Source organism: Pseudomonas sp. KH_024_B2 (assembly GCF_057839965.1).
This window is the reverse complement of sequence record NZ_CM174502.1, coordinates 3524104-3550000: the sequence shown is the minus strand read 5'-3', so window position 1 is coordinate 3550000 and position 25897 is coordinate 3524104. Positions and strand designations below refer to the sequence as shown.

Sequence of the window (25897 nt, the reverse complement as noted above, 5' to 3'; positions counted from 1 at the left end):
GTGGTTCTGTATGGAAGGGCCATCGCTCAACGGATAAAAGGTACTCCGGGGATAACAGGCTGATACCGCCCAAGAGTTCATATCGACGGCGGTGTTTGGCACCTCGATGTCGGCTCATCACATCCTGGGGCTGAAGCCGGTCCCAAGGGTATGGCTGTTCGCCATTTAAAGTGGTACGCGAGCTGGGTTTAGAACGTCGTGAGACAGTTCGGTCCCTATCTGCCGTGGACGTTTGAGATTTGAGAGGGGCTGCTCCTAGTACGAGAGGACCGGAGTGGACGAACCTCTGGTGTTCCGGTTGTCACGCCAGTGGCATTGCCGGGTAGCTATGTTCGGAATAGATAACCGCTGAAAGCATCTAAGCGGGAAACTAGCCTCAAGATGAGATCTCACTGGGACCTTGAGTCCCCTGAAGGGCCGTCGAAGACTACGACGTTGATAGGTTGGGTGTGTAAGCGCTGTGAGGCGTTGAGCTAACCAATACTAATTGCCCGTGAGGCTTGACCATATAACACCCAAGCAATTTGCGTCGAAAGGCCAGATTGCGGTGTGTGTGAAGACGCAACAGTCGAAAGTTCGCAACACACAAATCTATTACATACCCATTCGCTGGAGCGTGAACTCAACTGAGTAAACGAGCCGGCTACCGAATTTCTTGACGACCATAGAGCATTGGAACCACCTGATCCCATCCCGAACTCAGCAGTGAAACGATGCATCGCCGATGGTAGTGTGGGGTTTCCCCATGTGAGAGTAGGTCATCGTCAAGATTAAATTCCGAAACCCCTATCTGCGTATGCAGGTAGGGGTTTTGTTTTTGGCGGGAGAAAAAGCCGGCGCCAGGGCTAGAGTGCAGCGCTCCGGGTACCGGCGAACGCACTCGTGCCAAGCCAGCGCCACAAGCTTTGCGCATCCTGCACTGCGCCGTCTACACGCAGCTCTCGCGACTGAAGGACCTCCCGCGGTGTGCGGTCGCCAGTCCACACCTCGGTCAACGCGCGCACGCTAGAGTCCACGACGAGCGTCAGTTCGCGTCCGGGGTCGTCGCGGCACAGATCTGCCACACCCTGTTCGACCACGAGCCACCACGCTTGCTCGCCGGACCGAGCGTCGCGGAACCTGAAGTGGATGACCACCGGTCGGGACGGGAACTCCTCGATGCGCGCGAACCGGCGCACGTCCCACATGAGCAGGCCCGCGTCGAGTTCGTTATCGCGAAGGCGACTGCCGATCCAGCGCGCGCCCCAATGGCCGAGCGCCATGATGATGGGGCGCAAATCCTCGCCCGCCTCGGTCAGGCTGTACTCCCAGACTTTGCCTGCGGCCGTGCGATGCACGACACCGATATCTTCCAAATGGCGCAGCCGCTGTGCCAGCAGGCTGGTGGACATCCGTGGTACGCCGCGGTGCAGTTCATTGAAGCGCTTACTGCCGCACAGCAGCTCGCGCACGACCAAAGGTGTCCAGCGCTCGCACAGTGCTTCAGCACCGCGCGCGACCGTGCAGAACTGACCGTAGCTATCTTCCATCGCCTGGACTCCGCAACTGCAACGCTTCAGATTCTGAACTAGCCTCGCGACTTCGTCGCGCGCACGCTGAGGCCTTCGAAAGCCAACCGCCACAGGAGAACACCATGACGATGATTGCCATCATTCAGCGCCCGCCAGTGCTGCTCGATCGCAGCGCGACGATCGCCCGGGCCGTGCAATCGGTCGCTGAGGCTGCGGCGGCGGGAGCCGCGCTGATCGTTTTGCCCGAACAGTTCATTCCAGGTTACCCGTCATGGATCTGGCGGCTGGCGGCGGGAAGGGACGGGGCTTTAATGGGCCAGTTGCATGCGCGGCTGCTGGCCAACGCCGTCGATATCGCGAACGGTGACCTGAGCCAATTGTGCGAGGCCGCCAGAGTTCATGCCGTGACGATCGTCTGCGGCATCAATGAATGCGACCGGCGCCATGGCGGCGGCACGCTCTACAACAGCGTAGTCGTTATCGGCCCGAACGGCGAAGTGCTCAACCGACACCGCAAGCTGATGCCAACCAATCCCGAGCGCATGGTGCATGGCTTCGGTGATGCAACCGGGTTGCGCACGGTCGATACACCGGTCGGCCGCGTGGGTACGCTCATCTGCTGGGAAAACTACATGCCGCTGGCACGCTATGCACTGTATGCCCAAGGGGTGGAGATCTACGTCGCACCCACGTACGACAGTGGCGATGGCTGGATCAGCACGATGCGCCACATTGCACTCGAAGGCCGCTGTTGGGTGCTCGGCAGCGGCACCTTACTGCGCGGCAGCGACATCCCCGACGACTTCCCGGCTCGTACGCAGCTGTTTCCCGATCCGGACGAATGGATCAACGACGGCGACTCGGTGGTGGTCGATCCCCAAGGCCGGCTCGTGGCCGGCCCGTTACACCGAGAGGCAGGCATTCTGTATGCGGACATCGACGTCACACTCGTGGCGCCAGCGCGGCGGACGCTAGACGTCACCGGGCACTACGCGCGCCCTGACATTTTCGAACTGCAGGTGCGGCGCACGCCGGCGCCAGCGGTGCGCTACATCGACGAGTGAAGGCAGGCAACGTTCAGGCGATCCATGCCATGTCCGGCGGTATCGCCTGACAATGGGTCAAGGAGTCATTCCATGAGCATTGAACGGTCTTACAAGGGCAGCTGTTTTTGCGGCGCAGTCGAGTTCACAGTCAGCGGCGAGCCGGCCGCGATGGGCTATTGCCATTGCGAGTCGTGTCGGCATTGGTCTGCAGGGCCGATCAATGCCTTCACGCTGTGGAAACCCGAGGCGGTACAAGTGACTCGGGGTGCTGACAACATCGGCACATACAACAAGACGCCGCAGAGTTACCGCAAGTGGTGCAAGACTTGCGGTGGGCACATCTTCACCGAACACCCGGGGATGGGGCTCATCGACGTGTATTGCGCGGTCATCCCGGATCTCGCGTACTCGCCAGGCGTTCACGTCCACTATCAGGAGACCGTGCTGCGCATCAAAGATGGCTTGCCCAAACTGAAGGATGTCCCCAAGGAATTAGGGGGATCGGGCATCAGCGAAGACGAATAGCGCTGCCGCGACCTCAAGTTCGTCGATTTGGGTGACCTGAGGTAGAATGCCGCAGTCTGGATGCTGGAAAGGGCCTTCGAGCACGACAGGTGCCATCGAGCATACCTGTCCTGCCAGGCGTCGAAGGAATCGCGAAGAGCTTGATTTTAGTGAGCGGCAGGACCTGCTCATTTCCTGCGTCCGATGACTCACCAACAGAAGCAAGTCACTCAAGTAGCTGAAGCCAATAATGAATAAGAAGTCAGCGCAGGAGGGATATAAAAGTGAGGTCGATAGTGTCATCGGCCTTGTGTGCCCACCCTCCAATCCTTCTGATGCGCGAATCCATGGCATGCGGATACCTTCCGTGAGCCAGGGTTGCTCATGATTAAGGATGGGGCGGATGGCGTTCTATCATAGGGGTTACAGTATTTTGAAGAAGATGAACACGGTGCTACTGGGCCTGGCCATGTTGTTGGGACTTGCGCCCTTGCATGCGGCTGAGGCAAAAAAAGTCGATGTGCTGCTCATCGGCGGCGGCATCATGAGTTCGACCTTGGGCGTCTGGCTCAATGAGCTCGAGCCCGACTGGTCGATGGAGATGGTTGAACGCCTCGATGGCGTCGCCGAGGAAAGCTCGAACGGTTGGAACAACGCCGGTACCGGCCACTCTGCCTTGGCTGAGTTGAACTACACGCCAGAAGACAAGAATGGCAAGGTCGAGATCCCCAAGGCCATCGAAATCAACGAGGCCTTCCAGATCTCGCGTCAATTCTGGGCGTGGCAGGTCAAGAACAATGTCTTGAAGAACCCCCATTCGTTCATCAACTCCACACCGCACATGAGCTTTGTGTGGGGCGATGACAATATCAAGTTCTTGAAGAAGCGCTATGAGGCTCTTCAGGTGAGCCCTCTGTTCCGCGGCATGCAGTACTCGGAAGATCCGGCGCAGATCAAGAAATGGGTTCCGCTGATGATGGAAGGACGTGACCCGGATCAAAAGGTCGCGGCTACCTGGAGCCCACTCGGTACGGACGTCAACTTCGGCGAGATCACTCGTCAGTTCGTCGGGCATCTTCAAACCCGGAAGAACTTCTCCCTGAAGCTGTCGAGCGAAGTGCAAGACATCACGCGCAATGAAGATGGCACCTGGCGCGTCGCTTACAAGAACCTGAAAGACGGCACCGAAACCCAGACCGACGCCAAATTCCTGTTCATTGGCGCGGGCGGTGGTGCACTGCATCTGCTGCAGAAGTCGGGCATTCCTGAAGCAAAAGAATATGCAGGTTTCCCTGTAGGCGGCTCCTTCCTGGTCACCGAAAACCCGGCAATCGCCGAGCAGCATTTGGCGAAGGCTTATGGCAAGGCTTCAGTCGGCGCACCGCCGATGTCGGTTCCTCACCTGGATACCCGCGTGCTGGATGGCAAGCGCGTGATCCTGTTTGGCCCGTTCGCGACCTTCTCCACGAAGTTCCTGAAAGAAGGTTCGTACCTGGACCTGCTCACCACCACCACCACGCACAACATCTGGCCTATGACCAAGGTCGGCATCAAGGAGTACCCGCTGGTCGAGTACCTCGCTGGCCAGCTGATGCTGTCGGATGAAGATCGCCTCAACGCCCTGAAGGAATACTTCCCTAACGCCAAGCAAGAAGACTGGCGCCTGTGGCAAGCAGGTCAGCGCGTTCAGATCATCAAGCGCGATGAAGCGAACGGCGGCGTCCTGAAGCTGGGCACCGAGATCGTCAGCTCCCAGGACGGCAGCATTGCAGGCTTGCTGGGTGCATCGCCAGGTGCGTCCACCGCGGCTCCGATCATGCTGAGCGTGCTTGAGAAAGTGTTCAAGGACAAGGTTGCAACCCCTGCCTGGCAGGAAAAACTGCACCAGATCGTTCCGAGCTACGGTACCAAGCTCAACGATAGTCCTGAGCGCGTATCCCAGGAATGGGCGTATACCAGTGAAGTCCTCCAGCTGACTCCACCGCCCGCGATCGACCAGACCGTTGCTCCGCAAAATCCGGCTGCAGGTCAGGTGAAACCGCAGATCGAGAGTAATCCATCGGCTGATATGGCCCTGTAAAACGAAGCCCCGCCAAACACTGTTTGGTGGGGCGACTACGCTTTGTGCACCGCAATGGTCTCAAGCGGGCGGTTGATCGGCAGCACACAATTCCCCGGTGGCGCGTATCAGCGCCAGTTCATGCAAGCGGTCCTTGGCCAGGCGAGCGCGTATCTGGGCTAGCCAGTTCCGACAGTGCGGATCATTGCGATACGGCGTGAAGTCGGCGTATTGCTGCAATAGTCGGTTTTGCAGCTCATCCAGGCGTGGCCTGATTTGATTGGTCAGGTCCGGGCGTGGGGTCTCAGGCGCCGCGCCGGCGGCTTGCCATTTGGCCAGCAGCCCGTATTGCACCAGTTTGTTGGCTTCCATCTGGGCTGCGAACAACTGCCCCACCTCTTCCGGGTCCAGGTTCCGCTCAACGGCCAGCTTCCTGGCATTGGCGATGACTTGTGCTTCTCGGGCACTGTCCTGGACAGGTTTGCCACTGTCCCATTTGGTCAGGGCCACGAGATCACCAATATTCAGCCGTTCATTCAAGGTCACCAGCAGCGGTTGCAAGGTAGTGGCTGCCGAGGAGAGCGCACTGGCCTGTGCGCTGCAGGCGAGCAAGCCGAGTGCGGCGCAACTCAACAACAGCTGCGGTAAACGTGGCGGATTGAACATAGACAAAAACTCTTCCGTGGTGATTGTTGCACCCGAGTAAACCACTGTTCACTCGACAGCTACAAACAGTCTCTCGAAGGACGCCTTGTTCAGTTTTGATGGCTGCTTTCCTGACTTTACTCGCACCTCTTGCCAAGAGCTTCCTCGAACCCTGTTCTCAAGCCGCCGGCATTTGCTGGCGATGGTAGAGAAACTCCAGGACCGTCGTGCGATAGCGGTGGTACTCGGGGTCGTTGGCCAGTACCAGGCGGTTGCGCGGTTTTGCCAGGTCAACACTGAGGATCTCGCCGACGGTGGCCGCCGGCCCATTGGTCATCATCACGATGCGGTCGGAGAGCAGCACGGCCTCATCGACATCATGGGTGACCATCACCACGGTGCTCTGAGTGGCTGCCACGATACGCAGCAGCTCGTCCTGAAGGTGCGCACGGGTGAGGGCGTCGAGCGCGCCGAAGGGTTCGTCCATCAGCAGTATTTTCGGCTCCATGGCCAGCGCGCGGGCGATGCCGACACGCTGCTTCATGCCTCCGGAAATTTCGTTGGGGTGCTTGTGCATGGCATGCTCAAGACCGACCATTGCCAGCGCCGCCTCGGTACGCGCCTTCAGCGCGGCCTTGTTTTCGCGTTTGCCAAATACCTTCTCCACGGCCAGATGCACGTTGCCGAAGCACGTCAACCAGGGCAACAGGCTGTGGTTCTGAAACACCACTGCGCGTTCAGGGCCGGGGCCGTCGATCTCGCGACCGTTGCAGATCAACCCGCCTCCATTGGCTTCAAGCAGACCGGCGATCAGGTTCAGCACGGTGGATTTGCCACAGCCGGAATGGCCGATCAACGAGACAAACTCGCCACGAGCGACGCTCAGGTTGACGTTGCTCAGGGCCTGGAAGCGGCCTTTCCTGGTATCGAAGTGTTTGCTGACCTGGGTCAGCTCGACGAATTTCGTCATATCGGTTCTCCTGCATCGGGTAAGCGTCAGGTGCGGGCAACCCAAACACCCGCGCGCGTGTCGGTTCAGTTGGTGTAGTCAAAACGTTTGGCGATCCACAGCAGGCCCTGCTCGAGCAGCAGGCCGACCAGACCGACGATGATGATGGCGATGAGAATGTGCTCGACGTTGAGGTTGTTCCATTCGTCCCACACCCAGAAGCCCAGACCGACACCGCCAGTGAGCATTTCTGCGGCGACGATCACCAGCCAGGCCACGCCGATGGACAGGCGAATACCGGTCATCAGATGCGGCAGCACCGAAGGAAACAGGATATGGGTGAACACCTTCCACTCGCTGAGCTTGAGCACCCGTGCGACGTTCAAGTAATCCTGCGGCACGCTGGCGACCCCTGCGGCGGTGTTGAGGATGATCGGCCAGATCGAGCTGATGAAAATCACCCAGATCGATGCCGGGCCGGCGGCCTTGAACACCAGCAGGCCGATCGGCAACCAGGCCAGCGGCGAGACCGGACGCAGCAGGCTGATGATCGGCGCGAACATGCCGCCGAGGAAGGCGAAGCGGCCGATGGCGAAGCCCAGCGGGATACCGAGCAGGGCGGCGAGGCCGAAGCCGATGCCGACCCGGCCAAGGGAGGCCAGCACGTTCCAGCCGATGCCCATGTCGTTCGGACCCTTGTCGTAGAACGGCTCGCTGAACAGCTCCAGGGCCGAATACCAGGTCGCCAGCGGGCCGGGCAGGCCCTCGCTACGCGCCGCTATCAACGCCCAGACGGCGATAAACAGGGCGATACCCAATAACGGGGCAATGCCATCCCTGGCGCGCTGACGCAACCCGCTCAGGAGGGGGGAGCGTCGCTCTGGCTGGGTATTCGCCGTAGCGGTGGGCGGCGCTGACAACTTGAGGGGTGCGTTCATAGTGAGTTACTCCGGTCAGGCTTTGATGGCAAAGGAGTTGGCATAGGCGGCCGGATTGGAGCCGTCCCAGACCTTGCCGTCGATCAGGGTGCTACTGCGCAGCGGACTGCCCGGTATGGCCAGACCCAGCTGGCTGGCGGCTTCGCCGTAGAGCTTGGTCTGGTTGATGGACTTGGCCACTCCGGCGTAGTCCACGTCTTCCTTGAGCAGTCCCCAACGGCGGAACTGAGTGAGGAACCACATGCCATCCGACAGGTAGGGATAGTTGACGCTGCCGTCCTTGCAGAAGGCCATCGCATGCTCGTCCGTCCATTTGTTGCCCAGGCCGTCCTCGTAGTGGCCGAGGAAGCGTTGCTCGATCACTTCGACGGGCGCATTCACGTAGGCCTTGCCGGCGATCAGTTGGGCGGTGCTTTTCTTGTTCTGCTCACTGGCCTCGATGAACCGGCTGGCGTCGAGCACCGCCATGGTCAGCGCCCGGGCGGTATTGGGGTATTGCTCGACGAAGGCACGGGTGGTGCCAAGGATTTTTTCCGGATGGTCCGGCCAGAGTTTCTGGGTGGTGAGGGCGGTGAAGCCGATGTTGTCGGAGATCGCCCGGGCTCCCCAGGGCTCGCCGACGCAGAACCCATCCATGTTGCCCACGCGCATGTTGGCAACCATCTGTGGCGGCGGCACCACGATGGTTTTCACGTCGCTCAGTGGGTTAATGCCGAGGCTGGCAAGCCAGTAGTTGAGCCACATGGCATGGGTGCCGGTGGGGAATGTCTGGGCGAAGGTCAGTGGGGTGCCGCCTTGCTTGACCTTGGCTGCCAGTTGTTCGCCATTGGTCACGCCCGCTTGCTGCAACTGTTTGGAGAGAGTAATCGCCTGGCCGTTCTGGTTCAGCCCCATGAGCATGGCCATATCTTTCTGCGGCCCGCCGATGCCCAGTTGCACGCCATAGATCAGGCCGTAGAGCACATGGGCAGCATCCAGTTCGCCGTTGAGCAGTTTGTCGCGCACGCCGGCCCAGGATGCCTCTTTGCTCGGAGTGATAGTGAGACCGTATTTCTCGCCGAAACCCTGGGTTGCCGCCACCACGACTGATGCGCAGTCAGTGAGCGGAATGAAACCGACCTTCAGCGCAGCTTTCTCCGGCGCATCGCTGCCGGCGGCCCAGACCGCACTGCGCAGCAAGCCCGGCGCGGCCAGATCGAGGGCGGTGATCCCGGCGACAGTGCCTGCCGCCACCAGGGATTGCTTCAGGAAGGTGCGCCGGCCAGGGTGCACCGGATGTTTCGAGTCACGCTCATCAGTCATAACCACATCCTTTTTTGAGGGGCAAACAAAAACGGCGTGCGCCAGGCACCCTCGATAGAGGGGCCTGACGGACGCCGTTGTCCGGAAGTGCTGCACGCCGCCATTGGTGTGCTGCTTGATTCTGTAAGACAGCATTGCAAAGGGCTTGCCAGGTTTATGTCCGAGTTTTTTTATGCGATAAAAACCAATCAGAACAAAGGCTTGAAGTGGTTTTGTGAGGTCTTCTAAAAAGATATCGAAGGGGGGCGTAGAGCCAGGGGGAGCGAAACACTGATCGTTTTCTGGGCAACTTAGGTGCGAGGTGAACTAAAACGGTTCTCCTGCGCACCGCTGCGAAGTCGAATGGAGATAAACCTCAGCCCAGATCCCGGCGGATAGCGTCGAGGCGTTCGTCGAGCAATGGGGTGAGCAGGGCGTAGCACTCCGCCGGGGAGATGGACACTGTCGTGGTACCGATCAGGCAGCGTTGCAGCCGTTCCAGAGCATTGTGCAGCGAACGGGGGGCATGCCTGAGCAAGCGTTCGTGCAGGTACTGCAATTGAATCAGCATTTCCAGCGGGCAACTTCGATGGGCGGCGGCGCGCACCGACAGGCCGCGCAGTCGCCCCAGGTCTTCAAGCTCCCAGCAGCGCTCGGCGATGCTCGGCGGCTGCAGAATGAGCGCACAGCGCTGCAGTTCGAGGTGCTGGATGGCACCGAGCAGGTCTTGCAGCAACCGGCAATGGCCATCGAAATCCGCAGGCTCGCGGCGTAATGCGTTCCAGGACTGGCACTGTGCGGAGTACGGCCACTCCCTCCAGCGTTGGTCAAGCGAGTGACCCAGTGCCTGGCAACGTTGTTGTGCCTCGCGGGTGATCTGTCCGCCGAGACCGCGATGCTGCTGTAGACCTTGCAGCAGGTCGAGGCCCAGCAAGAGAGCCTGCCTCAGGCCAGCGTCACTCTGTGGCAGGTTGGTGGGTCGGGGTTGCCCGCCATCGAGTGCTGCGGCGAGTGTCAGGTTCATGGGCGGCCTCCGACGGTGAGCTGGTTGAGATAACGGGTCAGGTCGTGCAGCGCATTGGTCTGCGTGCTCTGTTCCTGGACGGCCCCATTGACCTGTTGCAACTGTTCGCTGAGGGCATGATTGGCTTGTTGGTGCTCGCTGAGCGCCTGTTGCATGGCGCCGAGGTGCTGCAGATTGGTCTGGCTGCGTCGAGCCAGGTCGTCGAGGTTGGCGGCGAGGTGCTCGCTCTGTTGGCTGCCGGCTTGCAGCAGGTCGCGGTGTTCTTTGACCTCGCCATCCACCTGACGCACGGCCGTGGCGATCGCCGTCGCGGCCGTGGTGATTTCGTGAGTCGCCCGGTCGGTGGCCTGGGCCAGGCTGCGGACCTCCTCGGCGACCACGGCGAAACCGCGACCGTGCTCGCCCGCGCGGGCAGCCTCGATGGAGGCGTTGAGTGCCAGCAACTGAGTCTGTTTGGCCAGTGCCTGGATGCTACTGACGGTGTTTTCCACTGCGGTCGTGCGCTGCAGTAACGCTTCCACGGCGTGTGCGGTATTGCCCAGACTGTGCTGAATGGCGCGCATGTTGCCACCCACCGAGCGCGCCTCCAGACAACCGGCATCGCTCTGGGCATGGGCGTCGGCAAAAGCTGCCAAAGCACCTTGGGCCAGAGCATCGATGCTGTGCAGGGTCTGATCGATCTGTTCGCTGGCGGCAGCGATCATGGCGATCCGTTGGCTCTGTTCCTCACCCTGGTCGCGGGCCCGCTGGGCCATCTGCTCAAGGGCACGGCTGGCGAACTGTACTTCGCTGCGCAAACGCTCGCTGTTGCGCAGCTGCATGCTGGCGGCCACCAGTAGCGTCGCTGGGTCGGCATCCCGGGAGTTGCGTAGCAGCCGTGCCAGTTCGCTGTCCCAGAATGTCTGTAGATGGTGTTGATGGCGCTCGCGCAGGTGCCAGGCGCAGCCCAGATAGAGGACGCCGGGTATCAGGGTCAGCGCGCTTGCGGGGTGTTCGGCCAGCGCGAGACCGCAGGCACCGAGGGCCAATCCGAGCGGTAACCAGAGGCCGATCCTGCTGCGCTCGAGCAGGGCCATACCGGGTTCGAACAATGCCCTGAGTGCGGTGCCAGCAGGGCGTGGCTTGCCGACATCGCTGTGCAGAGCCGCGATGGCATGACTCGAGGGAAGCATTCCTTGAGCAGGCATGAGGGTTTCCTTTTGTGCCGGGATGAAAGCAAAAACGGCGTACGCCCACCTTCCACGATGTGGAGGGGAGCGGACGCCGTTGCCCGTGATGTTTGCGCAGCCACCGTCGTTGATGGCTCAAACCTGATGAAAGCCAAGCAAGTTGTTTGCCAGCCTTTGCTGTCGACAGCTCGTCAGCCTGTCGCCTACGCAGTGAAGGGGGGATTCCATTCGATGGCTATAGCTTCGAAGGCAGAAATGACGATTAACGCACCAGTCGCGGGAATGGCTGAGGCGCAGTGCGCTGTTCTGGTTCGAGCCAATCAGGAGCGGGGTTCTGTCGCCTCGCAATGAAGGCTATTTCAAAGGAGTCCGATAAGGCGGGTGTCTCGCCCATCCGCCAGCCTCTCCAGATGTTGCAAGCCCCATCGATCGATTCCTGACTCAGCTCACCAGAAACGACCTGGCATGCTATCTGCTATGGCTTGCTCAACCGACCCTGAATCCAGTGGTTGGCCGTCCTGGTGGTCAACGCCGATCACAACGTGCCTGAGGGCACAGGACAGGTGTGCCGGGCTGTGTTGTCTGGCGACATCTCATCTCCTATATGAATAGCAGGGGAATAACAGGCAAAGGCGCCTGAAGCTTTACAGCTTCGGGCGCCTTTTTTTTTGCGTTTTTTCCAGCACCGGGCATGCCAGGGAGAACCCGGGACGGGCTTTGACCGAGGGGCGGAATCTCCCTCGACGTCACCACTAATTATTACGAGTCAGGGAGACCAAACACTACCTGTGAAGCTTTGATCAAGGCTTTCAATCAGGACCATAAGAGTCAACATATTTGGAGCAGTACAAATGAAGACCTCTCCCTTGGCTTTGGCCGTAGCAACAAGCACCCTTTGCGCGCTGACGCAACAGGCGCTAGCGGCTGGTTTCATCGAGGACAGCAAGGCCAGCCTGACGCTGCGCAACTTCTACATCAACACCGATAACCGCGAAGGCACTGCAAAGCCGTCCAGGCAGGAAGAATGGGGCCAAGGCTTCCTGCTCAACTACAGCTCGGGCTTTACACAGGGCACCGTCGGTTTCGGTGTGGATGCGCTGGGTTTGCTTGGCGTGCGCCTGGACAGCAGCAAGGCCAAGCACTTCGAGTCGAGCTCGCAGCGAGCCGGTACCGTCTTTCCCTCGGACAGCGATGGCTCGGCGGTAGATGACTTCAGCAGCCTGGGCTTGACCGCCAAGGCCAAAGTGTCGAACACCGAGTTTCGCTACGGTACGCTGCAGCCCAAGCTACCGGTGGTGGTCTACAACGATGGCCGTCTGCTGCCGGTGACCTTCGAGGGTGCCCAGGTGGCCTCGACGGAAATCAAGAACCTGACCTTGATCGGTGGGCAGCTGGAGCACTCCAAGGGTCGTAACTCCACCAACGAGCGCAGCCTGAGCATCGCTGGCGCCAACGGCAGCAGCGCTTCGGCGCGTGACAGCAACAAGTTCTATTACGCGGGTGGCGACTACAAACTGAGCAAAGACCTGACGCTGCAGTACTACTACGGCAACCTGGAAGACTTCTACCAGCAGCACTTCCTTGGCTTGCTGCACAACTGGGCGATCGGCCCGGGTGTACTGAAGACTGACCTGCGCTTCTTCAACAGCGATTCCGATGGCAAGAACGGCAGCGCCGCGGGCCGTGCCGACGGCTACCTCAGCAGTGGCTACTACGGTAACGGCGTGACCAAGGGCGAAGTGGACAACCGCGCCTATAGCGGCTTGTTTACCTACACGGTGTATGGCCACAGCTTCGGTGCCGGCTACCAGGCGCTGAATGGCGACAGTGACTTCCCGTTCCTCAATCGGGGGGATGGCGAAGGTGCTTCGGCCTATCTGATCACCGACTCGCAGATCGCTAAATTCCAGCGCGCTGGCGAGCGCACCTGGCAGGTGCGTTACGCCTTCGACTTCGCCCAAGTGGGCGTGCCGGGCCTGACCTTCAACACGGTCTATCTGAACGGCGACAATATCAAGGTCCGCAGCGGTAACCAGGGCGAGTGGGAGCGCGATATTACCCTGGCCTACGTGATTCCCAATGGCACCCTCAAGGGCCTCGGTTTCACCTGGAAGAATGCTTCGCTGCGCAGCGAGTTGCCGGCCTCGGGGTCAGGTACGCCGACCCAACGCGATCAGGATGAAAACCGCCTGATCGTCAGCTATACCTTGCCATTGCTCTAGCCTGCATCCCGTCCAGGGAAACAGTCAGTTAAGCACAACCTATGTGGGAGCGAGCTTGCTCGCGATTGCGGCGGGCCAGTCGATATTGATGCTGAATGATCAACCGCTATCGCGAGCAAGCTCGCTCCCACAGGTTCCGCACCTTAACTGACTGGCATTAGCCATTATGCGCCGGCGTTTCTTTGATGCGCCATGCAGGGTGCGTCCCGCCAATTTGTATATCTGTGCGAACTACTGCGAGCGTCCACTGCGCATCAAGAGCCATTAAAAAAAGCGGCCCTTAGGCCACGATATCATCGTTTCTACAGCGTATGGCTTTTGACTATATTGGCGGCCAGGACAAGCACTCTGGCAAATATACGTCATCATTCACTGCGGGTAGAGTTAATGAAAAAACAACCTGATATCGTGGAAGTCGCGAAGCGTGAGAGCGCTGGGATCGGGACAAAAGTTGTCTGGGGTGGCGAGCAAGTCAGGCACCCTTATAACGCCACGCAAACCCCCATAGTGGTCAGCGCCGCGTACGCTTATGACGATATTGATGAATGGTATGACGTTGCGTTGGGCAAGGCTCCAGGTTTTATTTATAGCCGTATGAGCAACCCGACTGTTGCGACCCTCGAGGCGAAAATCTGCGAACTTGAACACGCAGAATCTGCTGTGGCTTTCAGCAGTGGCATGGCCGCGATCAGCGGTGTGCTTTATACCTTCCTTGCTAATGGCAGTCGGGTTGTCTCAACCAAGGACAGTTATGGTGGCACCAACAAGATTTTTGAAGAGTTCCTCCCGCGCATGGGTGTGAGTGTCGCCTTGTGTGAAACCTTCGATCATAAGGAAATCGAGCAGGAAATCGCCAAAGGCTGTGACCTTCTTTACCTGGAAACGCCCACCAATCCAACGCTGAAAATAGTCGATATCAAACGACTGGTTGCCGCGGCCAAGCGCGTTGGTGCCCTGGTAGTCGCCGACAATACCTTTGCCACGCCTTTGAATCAGAATCCGTTGGCGCTTGGAGTGGATGTGGTTGTTCACAGCGCGACCAAATTCCTCAGTGGCCATGGCGATGTGCTTGGCGGGCTGGTCTGCGGGACCGAGCCGTTGATGAATAAAGTTCGTCATTATCGGGAAATCAACGGTGCCACGCTCGATCCGTTCTCGGCCTATATGATCATTCGTGGAATGAAGACACTGGTATTGCGCATGCGCCAGCAACAACAAAGTGCCCGCGCCCTGGCAGAGTTTCTGAGTACTGAACCGTTGGTGGAGTCGGTGAACTATCCGGGTTTGCCCAATCACCCGAACCACGACGTGGCCTGCGCGCAAATGTGCGGGTTCGGCGCCATCGTCAGTTTTGTTCTGGCGGGCGGTATGGACACGATCAAAGTGTTGTTGCCGCGGTTACGTTATGCCCACTGTGCCGGGAATCTCGGTGCGGTTGAAACCATCTATGGGCCAGCCAGAACAACCAGTCATGTGGAAAATACCCTGGAAGAGCGTTTGGCCCTGGGTATTTCGGAAGGTCTGGTACGTATTTCTGTTGGCATTGAAGACACCGATGATCTGCTTGACGATTTGAAACAGGCTTTTGCGTGGGTCAGAAGTTCATTGCTCGAACAATCAATGTCAATAACCAAACCCCTATTGAATGAATCTTGCACTGAGGTAGCAACCTGACATTCAGCTGTTAATACCTCACGACAAGGCAGCCTGTGAGGCATTCATGAAGAGGAATAATAATAAAATTTAGCGGCGACCTGTTTGTATTCTGCCCCGTCACTCATTGCAGAAGTTAATGCGTGCCCTAACAACTTTCATGAGAATAACCATGTCCATAAAAGAACAACAACTCAACGCGCGTGCCGGTTTTAAACAGGAAATGCAGACCCGTCATATTGTCATGTTGGCATTGGGCGGCGTCATTGGTACCGGACTGTTCCTCACGTCCGGATACACCGTCAATCAGGCCGGTCCTCTGGGTGCGGTCATCGCCTATATCATCGGCGCGCTCATGGTCTACATGGTCATGATGTGCCTGGGCGAGCTGGCCGTACAGATGCCGGAAACCGGGTCATTCAGTACCTACGCAACGCGCTTTCTTGGCCCGGGCACCGGCTACACGGTGGCGTGGCTCTACTGGCTGACCTGGACGGTGGCGATCGGCTCCGAATTCACCGCTGCCGGCATCCTCATGACGCGCTGGTTCCCGGACACACCCGTATGGATCTGGAGTGCGCTGTTTGCCGCAGTGGTGTTTCTCAGCAACGTGGTTTCTGTCAGGTTGTTTGCCGAGACCGAGTTCTGGTTGTCACTGGTCAAGGTGCTGACGGTTGTCGCTTTCCTGGTGGTTGGCGGCGGGGCGATCCTCGGTGTGTTCCACATCGAACAGGCCCACACCATCGGGCTAAGCAACTTCACCCGTGAAGGGTTGTTCCCCACCGGTTTCATGTCGATTGCCATGACCTTGCTGGCGGTGTCTTTTGCCTTCTCCGGCACCGAGCTGATCGGTATCGCTGCGGGTGAAACCAAGGACCCTCAGCGCAATGTGCCGCGGGCCATCCGTACTACCGTGTTGCGGCTGGCGATCTTCTTCGTCGGGACCATTTTCGTTCTGGCGACCTTGTTGCCGCGTGAGCAGGCCGGGGTGGTCGAGAGTCCGTTCGTGACGGTGTTCACCTACATCGGCATCCCGTACTCCGCCGACATTATGAACTTCGTGATCATCAGCGCCCTGTTGTCCGCCGCCAACTCCGGGTTGTACGCCGCTTCGCGCATGCTCTGGACACTGAGCGATCAAGGCCATCTGCCGAAGAAGTTCTGTGCCTTGACCCGCATGGGTACGCCGTTCAATGCCATCGTGGTCAGTATGGTGGGGGGCTTGGCATCGCTGCTCAGCAGTGTATTTGCCGCGGGCACTATCTACCTGGCGCTGGTTTCCATTTCCGGGCTGGCGGTGGTGGTGGTCTGGATGAGCATTGCCGCGAGTCAGATCGCTTTTCGCCGCCACTATGTGGCCAATGGCGGCGACATCCGCGACCTCAAGTTCCGCGTACGAGGGTATCCATGGGTGCCACTGGGTGCGCTGGTCTGCTGCAGCCTGGCCTGTGTAGGGATTGCCTTTGATCCTGAACAGCGTGTCGCTCTGTACTTCGGTCTGCCGTTCATCGCCTTGTGCTATTTCGTGTATTACATTACTCGAAAAAGCCGCGAGCGCCGCTTGTCGCTTACCTCCCTGGCACAACCGTCCGATGCGTTTTAGGCACTGTCGACGGGGTGGGCAAGAGTGCTCGGTGCGGGAGGCGTCAATGAGGTCCAGGCAATGAATCAAAAGACGTTACCCCCGCTGAATTGGCTTCGCGCATTTGAGGTGTCCGCCCGCTGTCTTAACTTCACCCATGCCGCCGAAGAATTGTTTTTGACCCAGGGCGCGGTCAGCCAGCAGATCCGGCAACTGGAAGGTCACCTGGGGGTAGCGCTGTTCAAGCGCTTGCCCCGTGGCTTGGGTCTGACCGAGGAGGGGCAAGCCTATCTGCCGGTGGTGCAGGATGCGATCACCCGGCTGGCGGTTGGTACCAATGAGATCTTTGGCCAGCACAAACGCCGACCGATCAAGGTGCGAGGCAGCTTGTCTTTTTTTGTGCACTGGCTGGCGCCCAAGCTGGTGGACTTTCGTCAGGCCCATCCGCATGTGGATATACGCTACATCAGCAATATCTGGGTCAAGGAACTCGATGGCGAGGACGACATGGAGATCCGCTGGGGTCATGGACAGTGGTCGGGCCTGGTTTCTCAACGCCTGACCTGGGACACCTTGTTTCCGGTCTGCTCGCCGCAGTTGATGGTGAGCTTGCCGCTGAAGGTGCCGGGTGACGTGGCCCATCATCCTTTGCTTCACGTATTGGGATATGAAGAGGGTTGGGGCTACTGGTTGAAGATGGTCGGTGCGGATACCGTCGATTCTTCGACAGGCATGCAGTTCGACACGCTGATTTCGACGCTGCGCATGGCTGAGCTTGGGCAGGGCATTGCCTTGGCTCGCTCATCCATGGTCGAAGAGATGCTCGAGGACGGTCGTCTTGTCGAACCCTTCGACCGCCGGATTGAGGCCAGCGAATCCTTTTACCTGGTGCGTAGTTCCGAGGCTGATCAGCACCCTGACGCGGTCATGTTTTCCACCTGGCTGGTTGAGCAGGCACATCGTTACAAGTGAGTGTTCGGAGTCAACCATGCGCTATGTGAGTACACGAAGTTCGACCGTGCAGGCCGATTTCGAGAGGGTCGTATTATCCGGGATCGCCGACGATGGCGGGCTGTTCGTCCCGGTCAGTCTGCCGGTATTCAGCGCGCAGGAAATCGCCAATTGGTCAACCTTGCCCTATGACGAACTGGCCTATCGGGTCATGAGTCCTTTTGTTGGCGAGGCAATCCCGGAGGCGGACTTCAAGCGGCTGCTCAAGCAGGCCTATAGCACCTTCAGCCATCGCTCCGTCGCGCCGTTGCATCAGGTCGACAGGAACGAATGGGTGCTGGAATTGTTCCATGGGCCGACTCGTTCTTCGAAAGATTTTGCCGCCCGGTTGCAAGCGCAACTGGTCGAGTATTTTCTCGTTAAACGCCAGCGCCGCGCGCTGATACTGGGGGCGACCAACGGGGATACCGGGCTCGCCGCCATTGAGGCTTTCCAGCACTGCAACGAAACCGCCGTGGTGGTTTTCTATCCGCAATCCGGTGTGCCGGATGACCAACTGCAGCATTTGCAGGCTATCGCTCACCCGAAGGTCCACAGGTTCGCGGTGAACGGCAGCTTCGACGAGTGCCAGACCATCGTCACCCGGCTATTGCGGCAATGGCCATCCGCGCAGTACGAGGCGATCAGTTTCAACTCGAGCAACTGGGTCAGTGTGATGGCTCAGCTGGTGTTTTATTTTCACGCTGTTCTGCAACTGGGAGGCGGTCAGCGGCCGATCGGATTCAGCGTGCCGGCGGCCAGTTTCGCCGAAGTCTACGCCGGGTATATTGCGCAAAAGATGGGCCTGCCGATCACCCAGATGATCGTCGCGACCAATCAGAATGACGCGTTGCATCAGCTGTTTTCGAAGAACCACTACTCCAGGTTGCGAGCAAACAAGACCTTGTCGCCGGCCATGGATTTGTCGATTTTTTCCAACCTCGAACGCTTCCTGTGGGAGCTCTATGGGCACGATCATCAAGCGGTGAGCGCACTGATGGACGCGTTCGAATCCCGCGGGGAGATGACCATCGCCAACGAGTTCTGGTTGCAGGCCCGGATGATCATCGACTCCTACGCGGTCAGCGATGAGGAGACGCTGAAGGAAATGACCTCCCTCTATCGCGATACCGGTTATGTCATCGATCCCCATACCGCCACCGGTGTCCTCGCGGCCCGGCTGTACCGAAGAAGCCTGGTGGCGCCGATGGTCACACTGGGTGAGATCTCGCCAGTCAAGTCGGCGGTGTTGCTCGCTGAGCTGGGGATCACCTCGGTGCCACAGCGAAGCCCGCCCAGGGGGCGATCGTCGCAGCAGCTTTACCAGATTCAACCCGACGACATCGAAACCATCCATCAAGTGCTCCGCGGTCTTTGAAGACGCGACAAGGGGGCTAAGTGAAGCGAATTCTGGATCCTCTCGATGAGCGCATCATTGCCGAACTCACGTTGAATGCCCGAATGGCCCATGCCGAGCTGGCGACAAAGGTCAACCTGTCACGCAATGCAGTGCGCCAGCGCATCGAACGGCTCGAGCGCGATGGTGCGATACAAGGATATACGGTACGCACCGGCGACGGCCGTCAACCGTCTTCCAGCATCAACGCGGTGATTTTCGTCTATCGCTATGACCGCATGCGCGGTGCGCAAGTGTTGCAGGCCCTGCGGGGAATGCCGGAAATCATCCAGTGCGATGTCATGAGTGGAGAGTTCGATCTGATGGTGCGCGTCGGAGCTTCGAGCCCCGAGCGCGTACATAAAGTCTGGAATGAAATATCCGCTCTGTCGGGGGTGGAAAACACCGTGACTTCATTCGTGTTGTCGTCCGTTGTATAGCGCTGCTACCCATCTGAAAAGCCAACGATCGTTGGCTTTTTTTTGCGTCGACGCTTTGGCCAGGCACTGGTCAAAATGGCCATGAAATAGAGCTGATTGCCATATTTCACTGCCCTGGCCGCCAGCCTAATCTAGTGCCCAACAACCCATAACCCGGATGAAGGGCAATAAAAAATGACTGAATACAAACTTGCGCTGGTCGGCTTCGGCGGTGTCAATCGTGCATTGGCTCAGCTCATCGCCGAGCGTAACGAGACGTGGAAACGCGAGCTGGGTTTTACCCTGAAAATCGTCGGTGTGACCGATCTTTTCCTCGGTTCGGTGGTTGGCCGCGGCGGCCTGGATGCCGGTCTGCTGGCGAACCTGCCCGCCGTCAAGGGCGCCCTGGCGCAACTGCCTGGCGGTCATGCCGAAGCCTTCAATGAAGCGGTGATCAAGCACTCCGGAGCAGACATCATTGCCGAGGCGACCTTTACCAATCCGGTAGACGGTGAGCCGGCCACCTCGTTCTGCCGCTGGGCCCTGGAAAACGGCAAGCATGTGGTGACGACCAACAAGGGGCCGGTTGCCCTGTATGCCACTGAACTGAAAGCGCTGGCCCGGCGCAATAACGTCGCCTTCGAATACGAAGGTTCGGTAATGAGTGGTACGCCGGTGATCCGTCTTGCCAGGCAGTCTCTGGCGGGCAGTTCAATTGTCGGCTTCGAAGGGATCCTCAATGGCACTTCCAACTTTGTCTTGAGCCGCATGGAAGACGGACTGGGTTTCGCCGAGGCGGTCAGCGAAGCCCAGCAACTGGGGTATGCCGAAGCCGATCCGACAGCGGATGTCGAGGGGCATGATGTGCGCCTCAAAGTGGTGATCCTGGCCAATGAACTGCTCGACGCCAAATTGAACGTCAGCGATGTCAGCTGCAAGGGTATTGGCGCCCTCGACCTTGACGACATTGAACGTGCCCGGCAAGACGGTGCGCGCTGGAAGCTCATCGGCGCCGCCACGCGCAATGCCGATGGCTCGGTCAGTGCCAGTGTCGAACCCCGACTGTTGAGCAACGATCATCCGCTGGCCGGCATCTGCGGCGCGACCAATGCGGTGTCGTTCAACACCGGCTTGCTCGGCGCGGTGACGGTCTCGGGGCCGGGAGCCGGGCGTACGGAAACTGCGTTCGCGCTGCTGTCGGACATCATCAGCATCCATCAGTCTGTTTTGAACAACCAGGAGTAGGCCTGTGAACGTATCGCGCTTGGCCATAGCCGTTGTGGAGAATCAAATCGATGTGTTGAACCCCTTTGATGGCAGCGTCATCGGGTCGGTAGCGGATGTCTGTGCGGCACAGGTTCCGCAGTTGCTGGCGCAAGGGCGCAGTGGTGCACAGGCCTGCGCCGGGTTAGCGCGTTATCACCGGGCACGGATCCTTGAACAGGCGGCGTTGAACATCGAACGAGATGCCCGCGCATTTGCCCGGCTGATCGTCGACGAAGCCGGCAAAACGCTCAAACAAGCGGAGAAAGAAGTCAAACGTTGCGTCAACACCTTGAAGCTGTCTGCGGATGAGGCCAGGCGCAATGCAGGGGAAGTGGTACCGTTCGACGCCTATGAAGGTTCCGGGTCGCGGCAGGGCTGGTTCTCCCGCGAGCCCTTGGGCCTGATTGTGGCGATCACCCCGTACAACGATCCGTTGAATCTGGTGGCACACAAGCTCGGCCCGGCGATTGCCGGCGGCAACGCGGTCATTCTCAAACCGTCCGAGCTGGCGCCGTTGTCGGCGATCAAACTGGTGGGGTATCTGGTCGAGGCAGGATTGCCGGAGTCGGTGGTCACCGTCGCCACCGGCGGAGCGGAGTTGGGCAAGGCCCTGGTCGCTGCCCGTGAGGTCCGGATGATTTCCTTTACCGGTGGCTTCGTCACGGGTGAGCAGATTGCCCGGACGGCCGGTTTGAAGAAACTGGCCATGGACCTGGGCGGTAATGCGCCGGTGATAGTGATGGGCGACTGTGACGTTGAGGCCGCCATCGAGAGTTGCGCGTCCGGGGCTTTTTGGGCCGCCGGGCAGAACTGCATCGGTACTCAGCGCCTGCTGATTCAGGCGTCGATCTATGAGGATTTCCGAGACCGATTCGTCAGCCTCGCGAAGACGCTGGTGGCTGGCGACCCGACGTTGGCCAGCACGGACATCGGCCCGATGATTACCGTACAGGCCGCGCAAAATGCCGAGAAGGTGGTGGCCGAAGCCCTGCAAGAGGGTGCCAGGTTGCTCTGCGGACATCAGCGCCAGGGTTCGTGCTACGCCGCGACTGTGCTGGAGAATGTCGATCACGCCAGCCGGCTGTGGCGCAACGAGGTGTTTGCACCGGTGGTGGTGTTGCAGCCCTTCGAGACCTTCGATGAAGCCATCGCGCTGGCCAATGAGCCCGAGTACAGCTTGCATGCGGGGATCTTCACCAATGATCTGGCAACGGCCATGAGCGCGGCACGCAGGATTGAAGCAGGGGGCGTGATGATCAACGATTCATCCGACTACCGCTTCGATGCGATGCCGTTTGGCGGCTTCAAATACGGCAGTCTGGGCCGGGAAGGGGTTCGCTTCGCCTATGAGGAAATGACTCAACCCAAAGTCGTGTGCCTTAACAATCTTCGTTGAATCATTGAACGTACGTCGGAACAGGTCGTTTTGCATTGGGAAGGTTTGGTCACCCGCCCAATGCTTTTTTTTTGCCGGATACCCGTCAATAGCGCATCAATCCCTCATAACGACGTCCTGACCACCAATGGACAATCAACCGGCTGGGCTCCCGATACCTCGAGGCCTTCGATCAGGTGCCGGGCAGCCTGGCGACCGATTTCGTAGTACGGCAGTTGCACCGTGGTCAGCGGCGGGATGAACAATTCAGCGATACCGATCATGTTGTCGTAGCCGAGCACGGCGACATCGTCGGGAATTTTCAGGCCACGGCCCAACAACAGCTGATAGGCACAAAAAGCAATACGGTCGTTGCCACAGATCAGAACATCGAACTGGGGACGACCCTCAATGATGTGCCGGTCGAGGATGGCTGCGGTTTCACCATAGGCGTCATGATCGGAAAGGTCGTACTGCAGGAGTGCGTCAGGCGCGAGGCCGAATGCCTGACAGGCACGCTGCAGGCCTTTTTGTCGCAGACCCCAGGCCAGACTCTGTTTTGGCAGATTGATACACAGAGGGCGCCGATAGCCTTGGCTCAACGCGTGATGCACGGCTCGATACTGCCCCGTTTCGTCGTCTGGTACATAGCTGACGAGATGGCTGTCATCTGCCAGGCAATTGGCGAGCACCAGGGGTTTGCTCTTCAATCGCTCGGGAATGCACACCTGGCGAAACCCCATGGCGCTGAAGATCAACCCGTCGGGACGGTGCGACAACATCAGGTCGATGTTCTGGTCGGTGGGCGGGTTGCTCAACAGGTTAAGGATGAACACATTCCAGCCCGCCTGCTGCGCGGTCTGTTCGATGGACAGCAGCAGCTCGACCGCGAATGGTGTGGTCGCGGTGTCCAGCGCGAACACACCGATGGTTCGCGACTGGAGGTTGTCGCCGCGCATCTTGCGCGCCGACAGGCTCGGTACGAATTGCAGTTCGTCAATGGCGCGACGCACCCGCAGAAGGGTTTCGGGGCTCAGTTTTTCCGGATTGTTGAGCGCTCGAGAAACCGTCATCAGGGACACGCCGGCCAGCTGTGCAACGTCTTTCACTGAAGTCATGCGAGGCGAGGCCGGTCAGGTTGACGGAGAATCATGACACACGGCCCGGACTTCTCGCGACTCGAATGACGCAACTCATAGCCATCCGCCGCTCACAGCCATCCAGAGTCGAGAGGCCACGCCTTGGGAATGGAGACCCGCCCGCCACTCCCGCTTGCCAGAAGCTTCACCCCCAGACTGTCGGGCCGCGGATAGAGGCGACTGCTGAGGCTGAAGCGCCCGTTTTCGTCGAACACCTCGATAGACGAGCGATCGAGGAACACGCGCAGTTCCAGTCGCCCTTGTGTCGGGTCTATCGACACGCTGCGCTGACCGGTGACTTGCGCGCCCGAGCGGCTGCGGTCAAGCACCAGGCGCTGCAGTGATGCATCGTAGTAGAGCAGGGTTTCTTCATCGCCATCGTCGCTGCAGCGCAAGGCGATTCCCAAGTGGCCGTCGGTGCAGCCGAGCAAATCCAGATGCACATGGATTTCGAGCATGTCGCCATTCACTTGCGGCACCCACCGGGTTCCCGACTCGTCCCACCAGGATGTGCCCGGCAATGGCGCCTTGCGCAGAGCACTGAGCTCCCGTGCCGGATACACGCAAAGGCGATCTGCGCACAGTTCAAGTTCGCGCGGCAAACCGAGCATGCCACACCAGTGATGGGCCTGGCTCGGCATCGGGCTGTCCCACATGTCGAGCCATGCCCACACAAGGCGCCGACCATCGGCGGCCAGTAGCGTTTGCGCGGCATAGAAATCGTGGCCGTTATCCAGCTCGATAAAAGGCCCGCCGGTGAAGTGCCATTCGCTGTCGAGTCGGCCCACTCGATAACCGGTGTGGTACTTGTTGAGCCGTTCGTAACCCTGGGGTTGCATGCCCTGGGGGGAGTACAGCAGCACATCGCGTCCGTTCAGTCGGAACAGATCCGGGCACTCCCACATATAGCCATCGCCCTCGCTGCCGCTGGACACATAGTCGAGGAACTCCCAGGTGTGCAGATCCGTGGAACGGTACAGCGGGAGCAGCGGCACATCGCCCAGACGTGCGCCGGCAATCAGGTACCAATAGTCATCCTCCTTCCAGACCTTGGGGTCACGGAAGTGCATGATCGTGTCGTGCGGCGCGGTCTCGATGACAGCGCCATGCTTGACGAAGCGGATGCCGTCGACACTGGTGGCCAGGCACTGGACTTGACGGATCGAGCGTTCGTCACCCACTTCCCCCAGCCAGGTGTGCCCGGTGTAGATCAGTGCCAGGGTATCTCCACACACCACCGCGCTACCGGAAAAACAACCGTCACGGTCGAAGTCGTCGCCGGGCGCCAGCGCAATGGTCAGATGCTGCCAATGGACCAGGTCGGCACTCTTGGCATGCCCCCAATACATCGGGCCCCATTTCGCTTCGAAGGGGTGGTGTTGATAGAACACGTGATACTCGCCACGAAAGTACACCACACCATTAGGGTCGTTCATCCAGCCCACCTGAGGGGCGAGATGATAACCGGGTCGGTAATCGTGGATGACCCGAGACAGGCCATCGCTCAGCGCACGCTGCGCGAGCTCGAAGGAAGCAGACATTGGATCGCTCATGGTATTCAAAGACAAGGTCATAGGGCGCCTGCTCGTACCGAGTGCAAAGTGACGCCATCCGGCTGGGTTTCAATGGCTTGTGGGTGGCGCCTCAAGGCCGTGCCGTCGGCGTCGAACAGGTGCAGATTGCCGATCTCCAGTTGCAGTTCGACCCGATCGCCCACCTGCCATCCGGCGTTGACCTCACAACGACAGATCAGGGGCTCGTCCTGACCGGTATCGAGGTGCACATAGGTTTCGCTGCCCAGGTATTCGACCCCGGTCACGACGACGCCAGCTCCCTGCGCCGCCTTGAGCGACACCTGTTCCGGGCGAATCCCCAGGCTCAGCTGCGTGTCCGCCGCCAGGTTCGAGCTGTCGAAGGGCAGGGAGGTCATGCCCAATACGGGGCAATCGACCAGGCTGGTTTCGCCTGGTGCCTGCAGGCGCGCCGCCAGAAAATTCATTCTGGGCGAACCGAGGAAACCGGCGACAAAGCGGCTGGCCGGGCGTTCATAGAGTTCGCGCGGTGAGCCGACCTGTTCTACGCGACCGCCATTGAGCACGACAATTTTGTCGGCCAGGGTCATCGCTTCAACCTGATCGTGGGTGACGTAGATCATGGTCGAGCCCAGTCGAGCATGCAGCCGGGCAATTTCGTTGCGCATCTGCACTCGCAAGGACGCATCCAGGTTGGAGAGCGGCTCATCGAACAACAAAATGTCCGGTTCCCGCGCCATGGCTCTGCCCATGGCCACACGCTGACGCTGCCCTCCGGACAGTTCCCTTGGCTTGCGTTGCAGCAGCTTGTCCAATTGCAGGATTTGCGCAGTTTTCAGCACGCGCTCGCGCAGGCTGCTCTTTTCTGTCTTGGCCAGTTTGAGACCAAAGCTGATGTTGTCGTAGACGCTCATGTGCGGGTACAGCGCATAAGACTGAAACACCATGCCGACGCCACGTTCGCGGGGCTCCAGGTCGTTGACCCGACGCCCGTCGATCAGCAGGTCGCCGCCGCAGATCGAATCCAGTCCGGCGATCAGGCGCAGCAGGGTCGACTTTCCGCAGCCCGAAGGACCGACGAACACCACGAATTCACCCGCAGCGATCTCCAGGCTGACGTCGCGAAGAATCCGCGCGCCGCCCAATTGTTTGTTCACGTTGTCCAGTTTCAACTTGATCACGATGCTGTTCCTTGTA

At 59.4% G+C, this 25897-nt stretch carries 21 protein-coding genes and 2 rRNA genes (1 of these 23 cut by a window edge); 13 read left to right on the top strand and 10 right to left on the bottom strand.

The genetic code is table 11. From position 1 onward, the window contains the following. Window positions 1-508: ribosomal RNA gene (locus AC3I0A_RS16430) — 23S ribosomal RNA — on the top strand; it begins 2384 nt to the left of the window's first position. A 146-nt stretch (window positions 509-654) separates the two neighbouring features. Then, window positions 655-770, top strand: a 5S ribosomal RNA gene (gene rrf, locus AC3I0A_RS16425). 75 nt (window positions 771-845) lie between these two features. Here rrf and AC3I0A_RS16420 read toward each other — a convergent pair. Further along, window positions 846-1529: a winged helix-turn-helix transcriptional regulator gene (locus AC3I0A_RS16420; protein WP_489373133.1), complete on the bottom strand. Its 684-nt coding sequence runs from the start codon at window positions 1527-1529 to the stop codon at window positions 846-848. Window positions 1530-1633: 104 nt separating this feature from the next. Between AC3I0A_RS16420 and AC3I0A_RS16415 the strand changes: the two genes are divergently transcribed. The 3 genes from AC3I0A_RS16415 (at window position 1634) to mqo (ending at window position 5141) form a co-directional block, all read left to right on the top strand. Continuing rightward, a complete protein-coding gene (locus tag AC3I0A_RS16415; RefSeq protein WP_489373132.1) occupies window positions 1634-2575 on the top strand; it encodes a carbon-nitrogen hydrolase family protein in 942 nt (313 codons plus the stop codon). A gap of 72 nt (window positions 2576-2647) precedes the next feature. Next, window positions 2648-3082 carry a GFA family protein gene (locus AC3I0A_RS16410; RefSeq protein WP_489373130.1) on the top strand — a complete coding sequence of 145 codons (435 nt, stop codon included), beginning with the start codon at window positions 2648-2650 and terminating at the stop codon, window positions 3080-3082. A 409-nt stretch (window positions 3083-3491) separates the two neighbouring features. Continuing rightward, a complete protein-coding gene (mqo, locus tag AC3I0A_RS16405) occupies window positions 3492-5141 on the top strand; it encodes a malate dehydrogenase (quinone) (protein ID WP_489378519.1) in 1650 nt (549 codons plus the stop codon). Window positions 5142-5201: 60 nt separating this feature from the next. On the opposite strand, the gene AC3I0A_RS16400 is transcribed toward mqo, so the two are convergent. The 6 genes from AC3I0A_RS16400 to AC3I0A_RS16375 form a co-directional block, all read right to left on the bottom strand. Next, entirely contained in the window at window positions 5202-5786 is a 585-nt protein-coding gene (locus AC3I0A_RS16400; RefSeq protein WP_489373129.1) for a chorismate mutase, read from the bottom strand. A gap of 157 nt (window positions 5787-5943) precedes the next feature. Next, on the bottom strand, window positions 5944-6735 hold the full coding sequence (locus tag AC3I0A_RS16395) for an ABC transporter ATP-binding protein (protein WP_489373128.1): 792 nt from the start codon (window positions 6733-6735) through the stop codon (window positions 5944-5946). Between the two features lie 65 nt (window positions 6736-6800). Then, window positions 6801-7652: a nitrate ABC transporter permease gene (gene ntrB, locus AC3I0A_RS16390; RefSeq protein ID WP_489373126.1), complete on the bottom strand. Its 852-nt coding sequence runs from the start codon at window positions 7650-7652 to the stop codon at window positions 6801-6803. A 15-nt stretch (window positions 7653-7667) separates the two neighbouring features. Then, the gene (locus tag AC3I0A_RS16385) at window positions 7668-8954 is read right to left on the bottom strand and encodes a CmpA/NrtA family ABC transporter substrate-binding protein (RefSeq protein ID WP_489373125.1); all 1287 of its coding nucleotides are present in this window, start codon (window positions 8952-8954) and stop codon (window positions 7668-7670) included. 355 nt (window positions 8955-9309) lie between these two features. Next, window positions 9310-9957 carry a hypothetical protein gene (locus AC3I0A_RS16380; protein WP_489373123.1) on the bottom strand — a complete coding sequence of 216 codons (648 nt, stop codon included), beginning with the start codon at window positions 9955-9957 and terminating at the stop codon, window positions 9310-9312. Further along, complete coding sequence (locus AC3I0A_RS16375; protein WP_489378518.1) at window positions 9954-10520, bottom strand: methyl-accepting chemotaxis protein; 567 nt, start codon at window positions 10518-10520, stop codon at window positions 9954-9956. Before AC3I0A_RS16375 ends, AC3I0A_RS16380 begins: the two co-directional genes overlap by 4 nt. Window positions 10521-11977: 1457 nt before the next feature. Between AC3I0A_RS16375 and AC3I0A_RS16370 the strand changes: the two genes are divergently transcribed. The 8 genes from AC3I0A_RS16370 (at window position 11978) to AC3I0A_RS16335 (ending at window position 22050) form a co-directional block, all read left to right on the top strand. Beyond that, window positions 11978-13348, top strand: coding sequence for an OprD family porin (locus tag AC3I0A_RS16370; protein WP_489373122.1), 1371 nt, complete (start codon window positions 11978-11980; stop codon window positions 13346-13348). A 387-nt stretch (window positions 13349-13735) separates the two neighbouring features. Next, window positions 13736-15022 carry a cystathionine gamma-synthase family protein gene (locus AC3I0A_RS16365; RefSeq protein WP_489373120.1) on the top strand — a complete coding sequence of 429 codons (1287 nt, stop codon included), beginning with the start codon at window positions 13736-13738 and terminating at the stop codon, window positions 15020-15022. Between the two features lie 151 nt (window positions 15023-15173). Further along, window positions 15174-16604 (top strand): amino acid permease, encoded by a 1431-nt coding sequence (locus AC3I0A_RS16360; RefSeq protein WP_489373118.1) that lies wholly within the window; start codon window positions 15174-15176, stop codon window positions 16602-16604. A 60-nt stretch (window positions 16605-16664) separates the two neighbouring features. Further along, window positions 16665-17555 (top strand): LysR substrate-binding domain-containing protein, encoded by an 891-nt coding sequence (locus tag AC3I0A_RS16355; RefSeq protein ID WP_489373116.1) that lies wholly within the window; start codon window positions 16665-16667, stop codon window positions 17553-17555. Window positions 17556-17571: 16 nt separating this feature from the next. Further along, window positions 17572-18951, top strand: coding sequence for a threonine synthase (gene thrC, locus AC3I0A_RS16350; protein WP_489373114.1), 1380 nt, complete (start codon window positions 17572-17574; stop codon window positions 18949-18951). A gap of 20 nt (window positions 18952-18971) precedes the next feature. Continuing rightward, on the top strand, window positions 18972-19409 hold the full coding sequence (locus AC3I0A_RS16345) for an Lrp/AsnC family transcriptional regulator (protein ID WP_489373112.1): 438 nt from the start codon (window positions 18972-18974) through the stop codon (window positions 19407-19409). Window positions 19410-19583: 174 nt separating this feature from the next. Beyond that, a complete protein-coding gene (locus AC3I0A_RS16340) occupies window positions 19584-20633 on the top strand; it encodes a homoserine dehydrogenase (RefSeq protein ID WP_489373111.1) in 1050 nt (349 codons plus the stop codon). A gap of 4 nt (window positions 20634-20637) precedes the next feature. Continuing rightward, window positions 20638-22050 (top strand): aldehyde dehydrogenase family protein, encoded by a 1413-nt coding sequence (locus AC3I0A_RS16335; RefSeq protein ID WP_489373110.1) that lies wholly within the window; start codon window positions 20638-20640, stop codon window positions 22048-22050. A 104-nt stretch (window positions 22051-22154) separates the two neighbouring features. On the opposite strand, the gene AC3I0A_RS16330 is transcribed toward AC3I0A_RS16335, so the two are convergent. From AC3I0A_RS16330 to AC3I0A_RS16320, 3 genes are all read right to left on the bottom strand, one after another. Next, a complete protein-coding gene (locus AC3I0A_RS16330; RefSeq protein ID WP_489373108.1) occupies window positions 22155-23147 on the bottom strand; it encodes a LacI family DNA-binding transcriptional regulator in 993 nt (330 codons plus the stop codon). A 92-nt stretch (window positions 23148-23239) separates the two neighbouring features. Further along, entirely contained in the window at window positions 23240-24742 is a 1503-nt protein-coding gene (locus AC3I0A_RS16325; protein ID WP_489373106.1) for a glycoside hydrolase family 32 protein, read from the bottom strand. Further along, on the bottom strand, window positions 24739-25881 hold the full coding sequence (locus AC3I0A_RS16320; RefSeq protein WP_489373105.1) for an ABC transporter ATP-binding protein: 1143 nt from the start codon (window positions 25879-25881) through the stop codon (window positions 24739-24741). The genes AC3I0A_RS16325 and AC3I0A_RS16320 overlap by 4 nt, the downstream gene beginning before the upstream one ends. Between the last annotated feature and the right edge of the window lie 16 nt (window positions 25882-25897).

What these genes read in the sequence shown, in the direction of transcription:
- AC3I0A_RS16420 (WP_489373133.1), bottom strand. Translation starts at nt 1,529, where the DNA reads ATGGAAGATAGCTACGGTCAGTTCTGCACGGTCGCGCGCGGTGCTGAA.
- AC3I0A_RS16415 (WP_489373132.1), top strand. Translation starts at nt 1,634, where the DNA reads ATGACGATGATTGCCATCATTCAGCGCCCGCCAGTGCTGCTCGATCGC.
- AC3I0A_RS16410 (WP_489373130.1), top strand. Translation starts at nt 2,648, where the DNA reads ATGAGCATTGAACGGTCTTACAAGGGCAGCTGTTTTTGCGGCGCAGTC.
- AC3I0A_RS16400 (WP_489373129.1), bottom strand. Translation starts at nt 5,786, where the DNA reads ATGTTCAATCCGCCACGTTTACCGCAGCTGTTGTTGAGTTGCGCCGCA.
- AC3I0A_RS16395 (WP_489373128.1), bottom strand. Translation starts at nt 6,735, where the DNA reads ATGACGAAATTCGTCGAGCTGACCCAGGTCAGCAAACACTTCGATACC.
- ntrB (WP_489373126.1), bottom strand. Translation starts at nt 7,652, where the DNA reads ATGAACGCACCCCTCAAGTTGTCAGCGCCGCCCACCGCTACGGCGAAT.
- AC3I0A_RS16385 (WP_489373125.1), bottom strand. Translation starts at nt 8,954, where the DNA reads ATGACTGATGAGCGTGACTCGAAACATCCGGTGCACCCTGGCCGGCGC.
- AC3I0A_RS16380 (WP_489373123.1), bottom strand. Translation starts at nt 9,957, where the DNA reads ATGAACCTGACACTCGCCGCAGCACTCGATGGCGGGCAACCCCGACCC.
- AC3I0A_RS16375 (WP_489378518.1), bottom strand. Translation starts at nt 10,520, where the DNA reads ATGCGCGCCATTCAGCACAGTCTGGGCAATACCGCACACGCCGTGGAA.
- AC3I0A_RS16370 (WP_489373122.1), top strand. Translation starts at nt 11,978, where the DNA reads ATGAAGACCTCTCCCTTGGCTTTGGCCGTAGCAACAAGCACCCTTTGC.
- AC3I0A_RS16365 (WP_489373120.1), top strand. Translation starts at nt 13,736, where the DNA reads ATGAAAAAACAACCTGATATCGTGGAAGTCGCGAAGCGTGAGAGCGCT.
- AC3I0A_RS16360 (WP_489373118.1), top strand. Translation starts at nt 15,174, where the DNA reads ATGTCCATAAAAGAACAACAACTCAACGCGCGTGCCGGTTTTAAACAG.
- AC3I0A_RS16355 (WP_489373116.1), top strand. Translation starts at nt 16,665, where the DNA reads ATGAATCAAAAGACGTTACCCCCGCTGAATTGGCTTCGCGCATTTGAG.
- thrC (WP_489373114.1), top strand. Translation starts at nt 17,572, where the DNA reads ATGCGCTATGTGAGTACACGAAGTTCGACCGTGCAGGCCGATTTCGAG.
- AC3I0A_RS16340 (WP_489373111.1), top strand. Translation starts at nt 19,584, where the DNA reads ATGACTGAATACAAACTTGCGCTGGTCGGCTTCGGCGGTGTCAATCGT.
- AC3I0A_RS16330 (WP_489373108.1), bottom strand. Translation starts at nt 23,147, where the DNA reads ATGACTTCAGTGAAAGACGTTGCACAGCTGGCCGGCGTGTCCCTGATG.
- AC3I0A_RS16325 (WP_489373106.1), bottom strand. Translation starts at nt 24,742, where the DNA reads ATGACCTTGTCTTTGAATACCATGAGCGATCCAATGTCTGCTTCCTTC.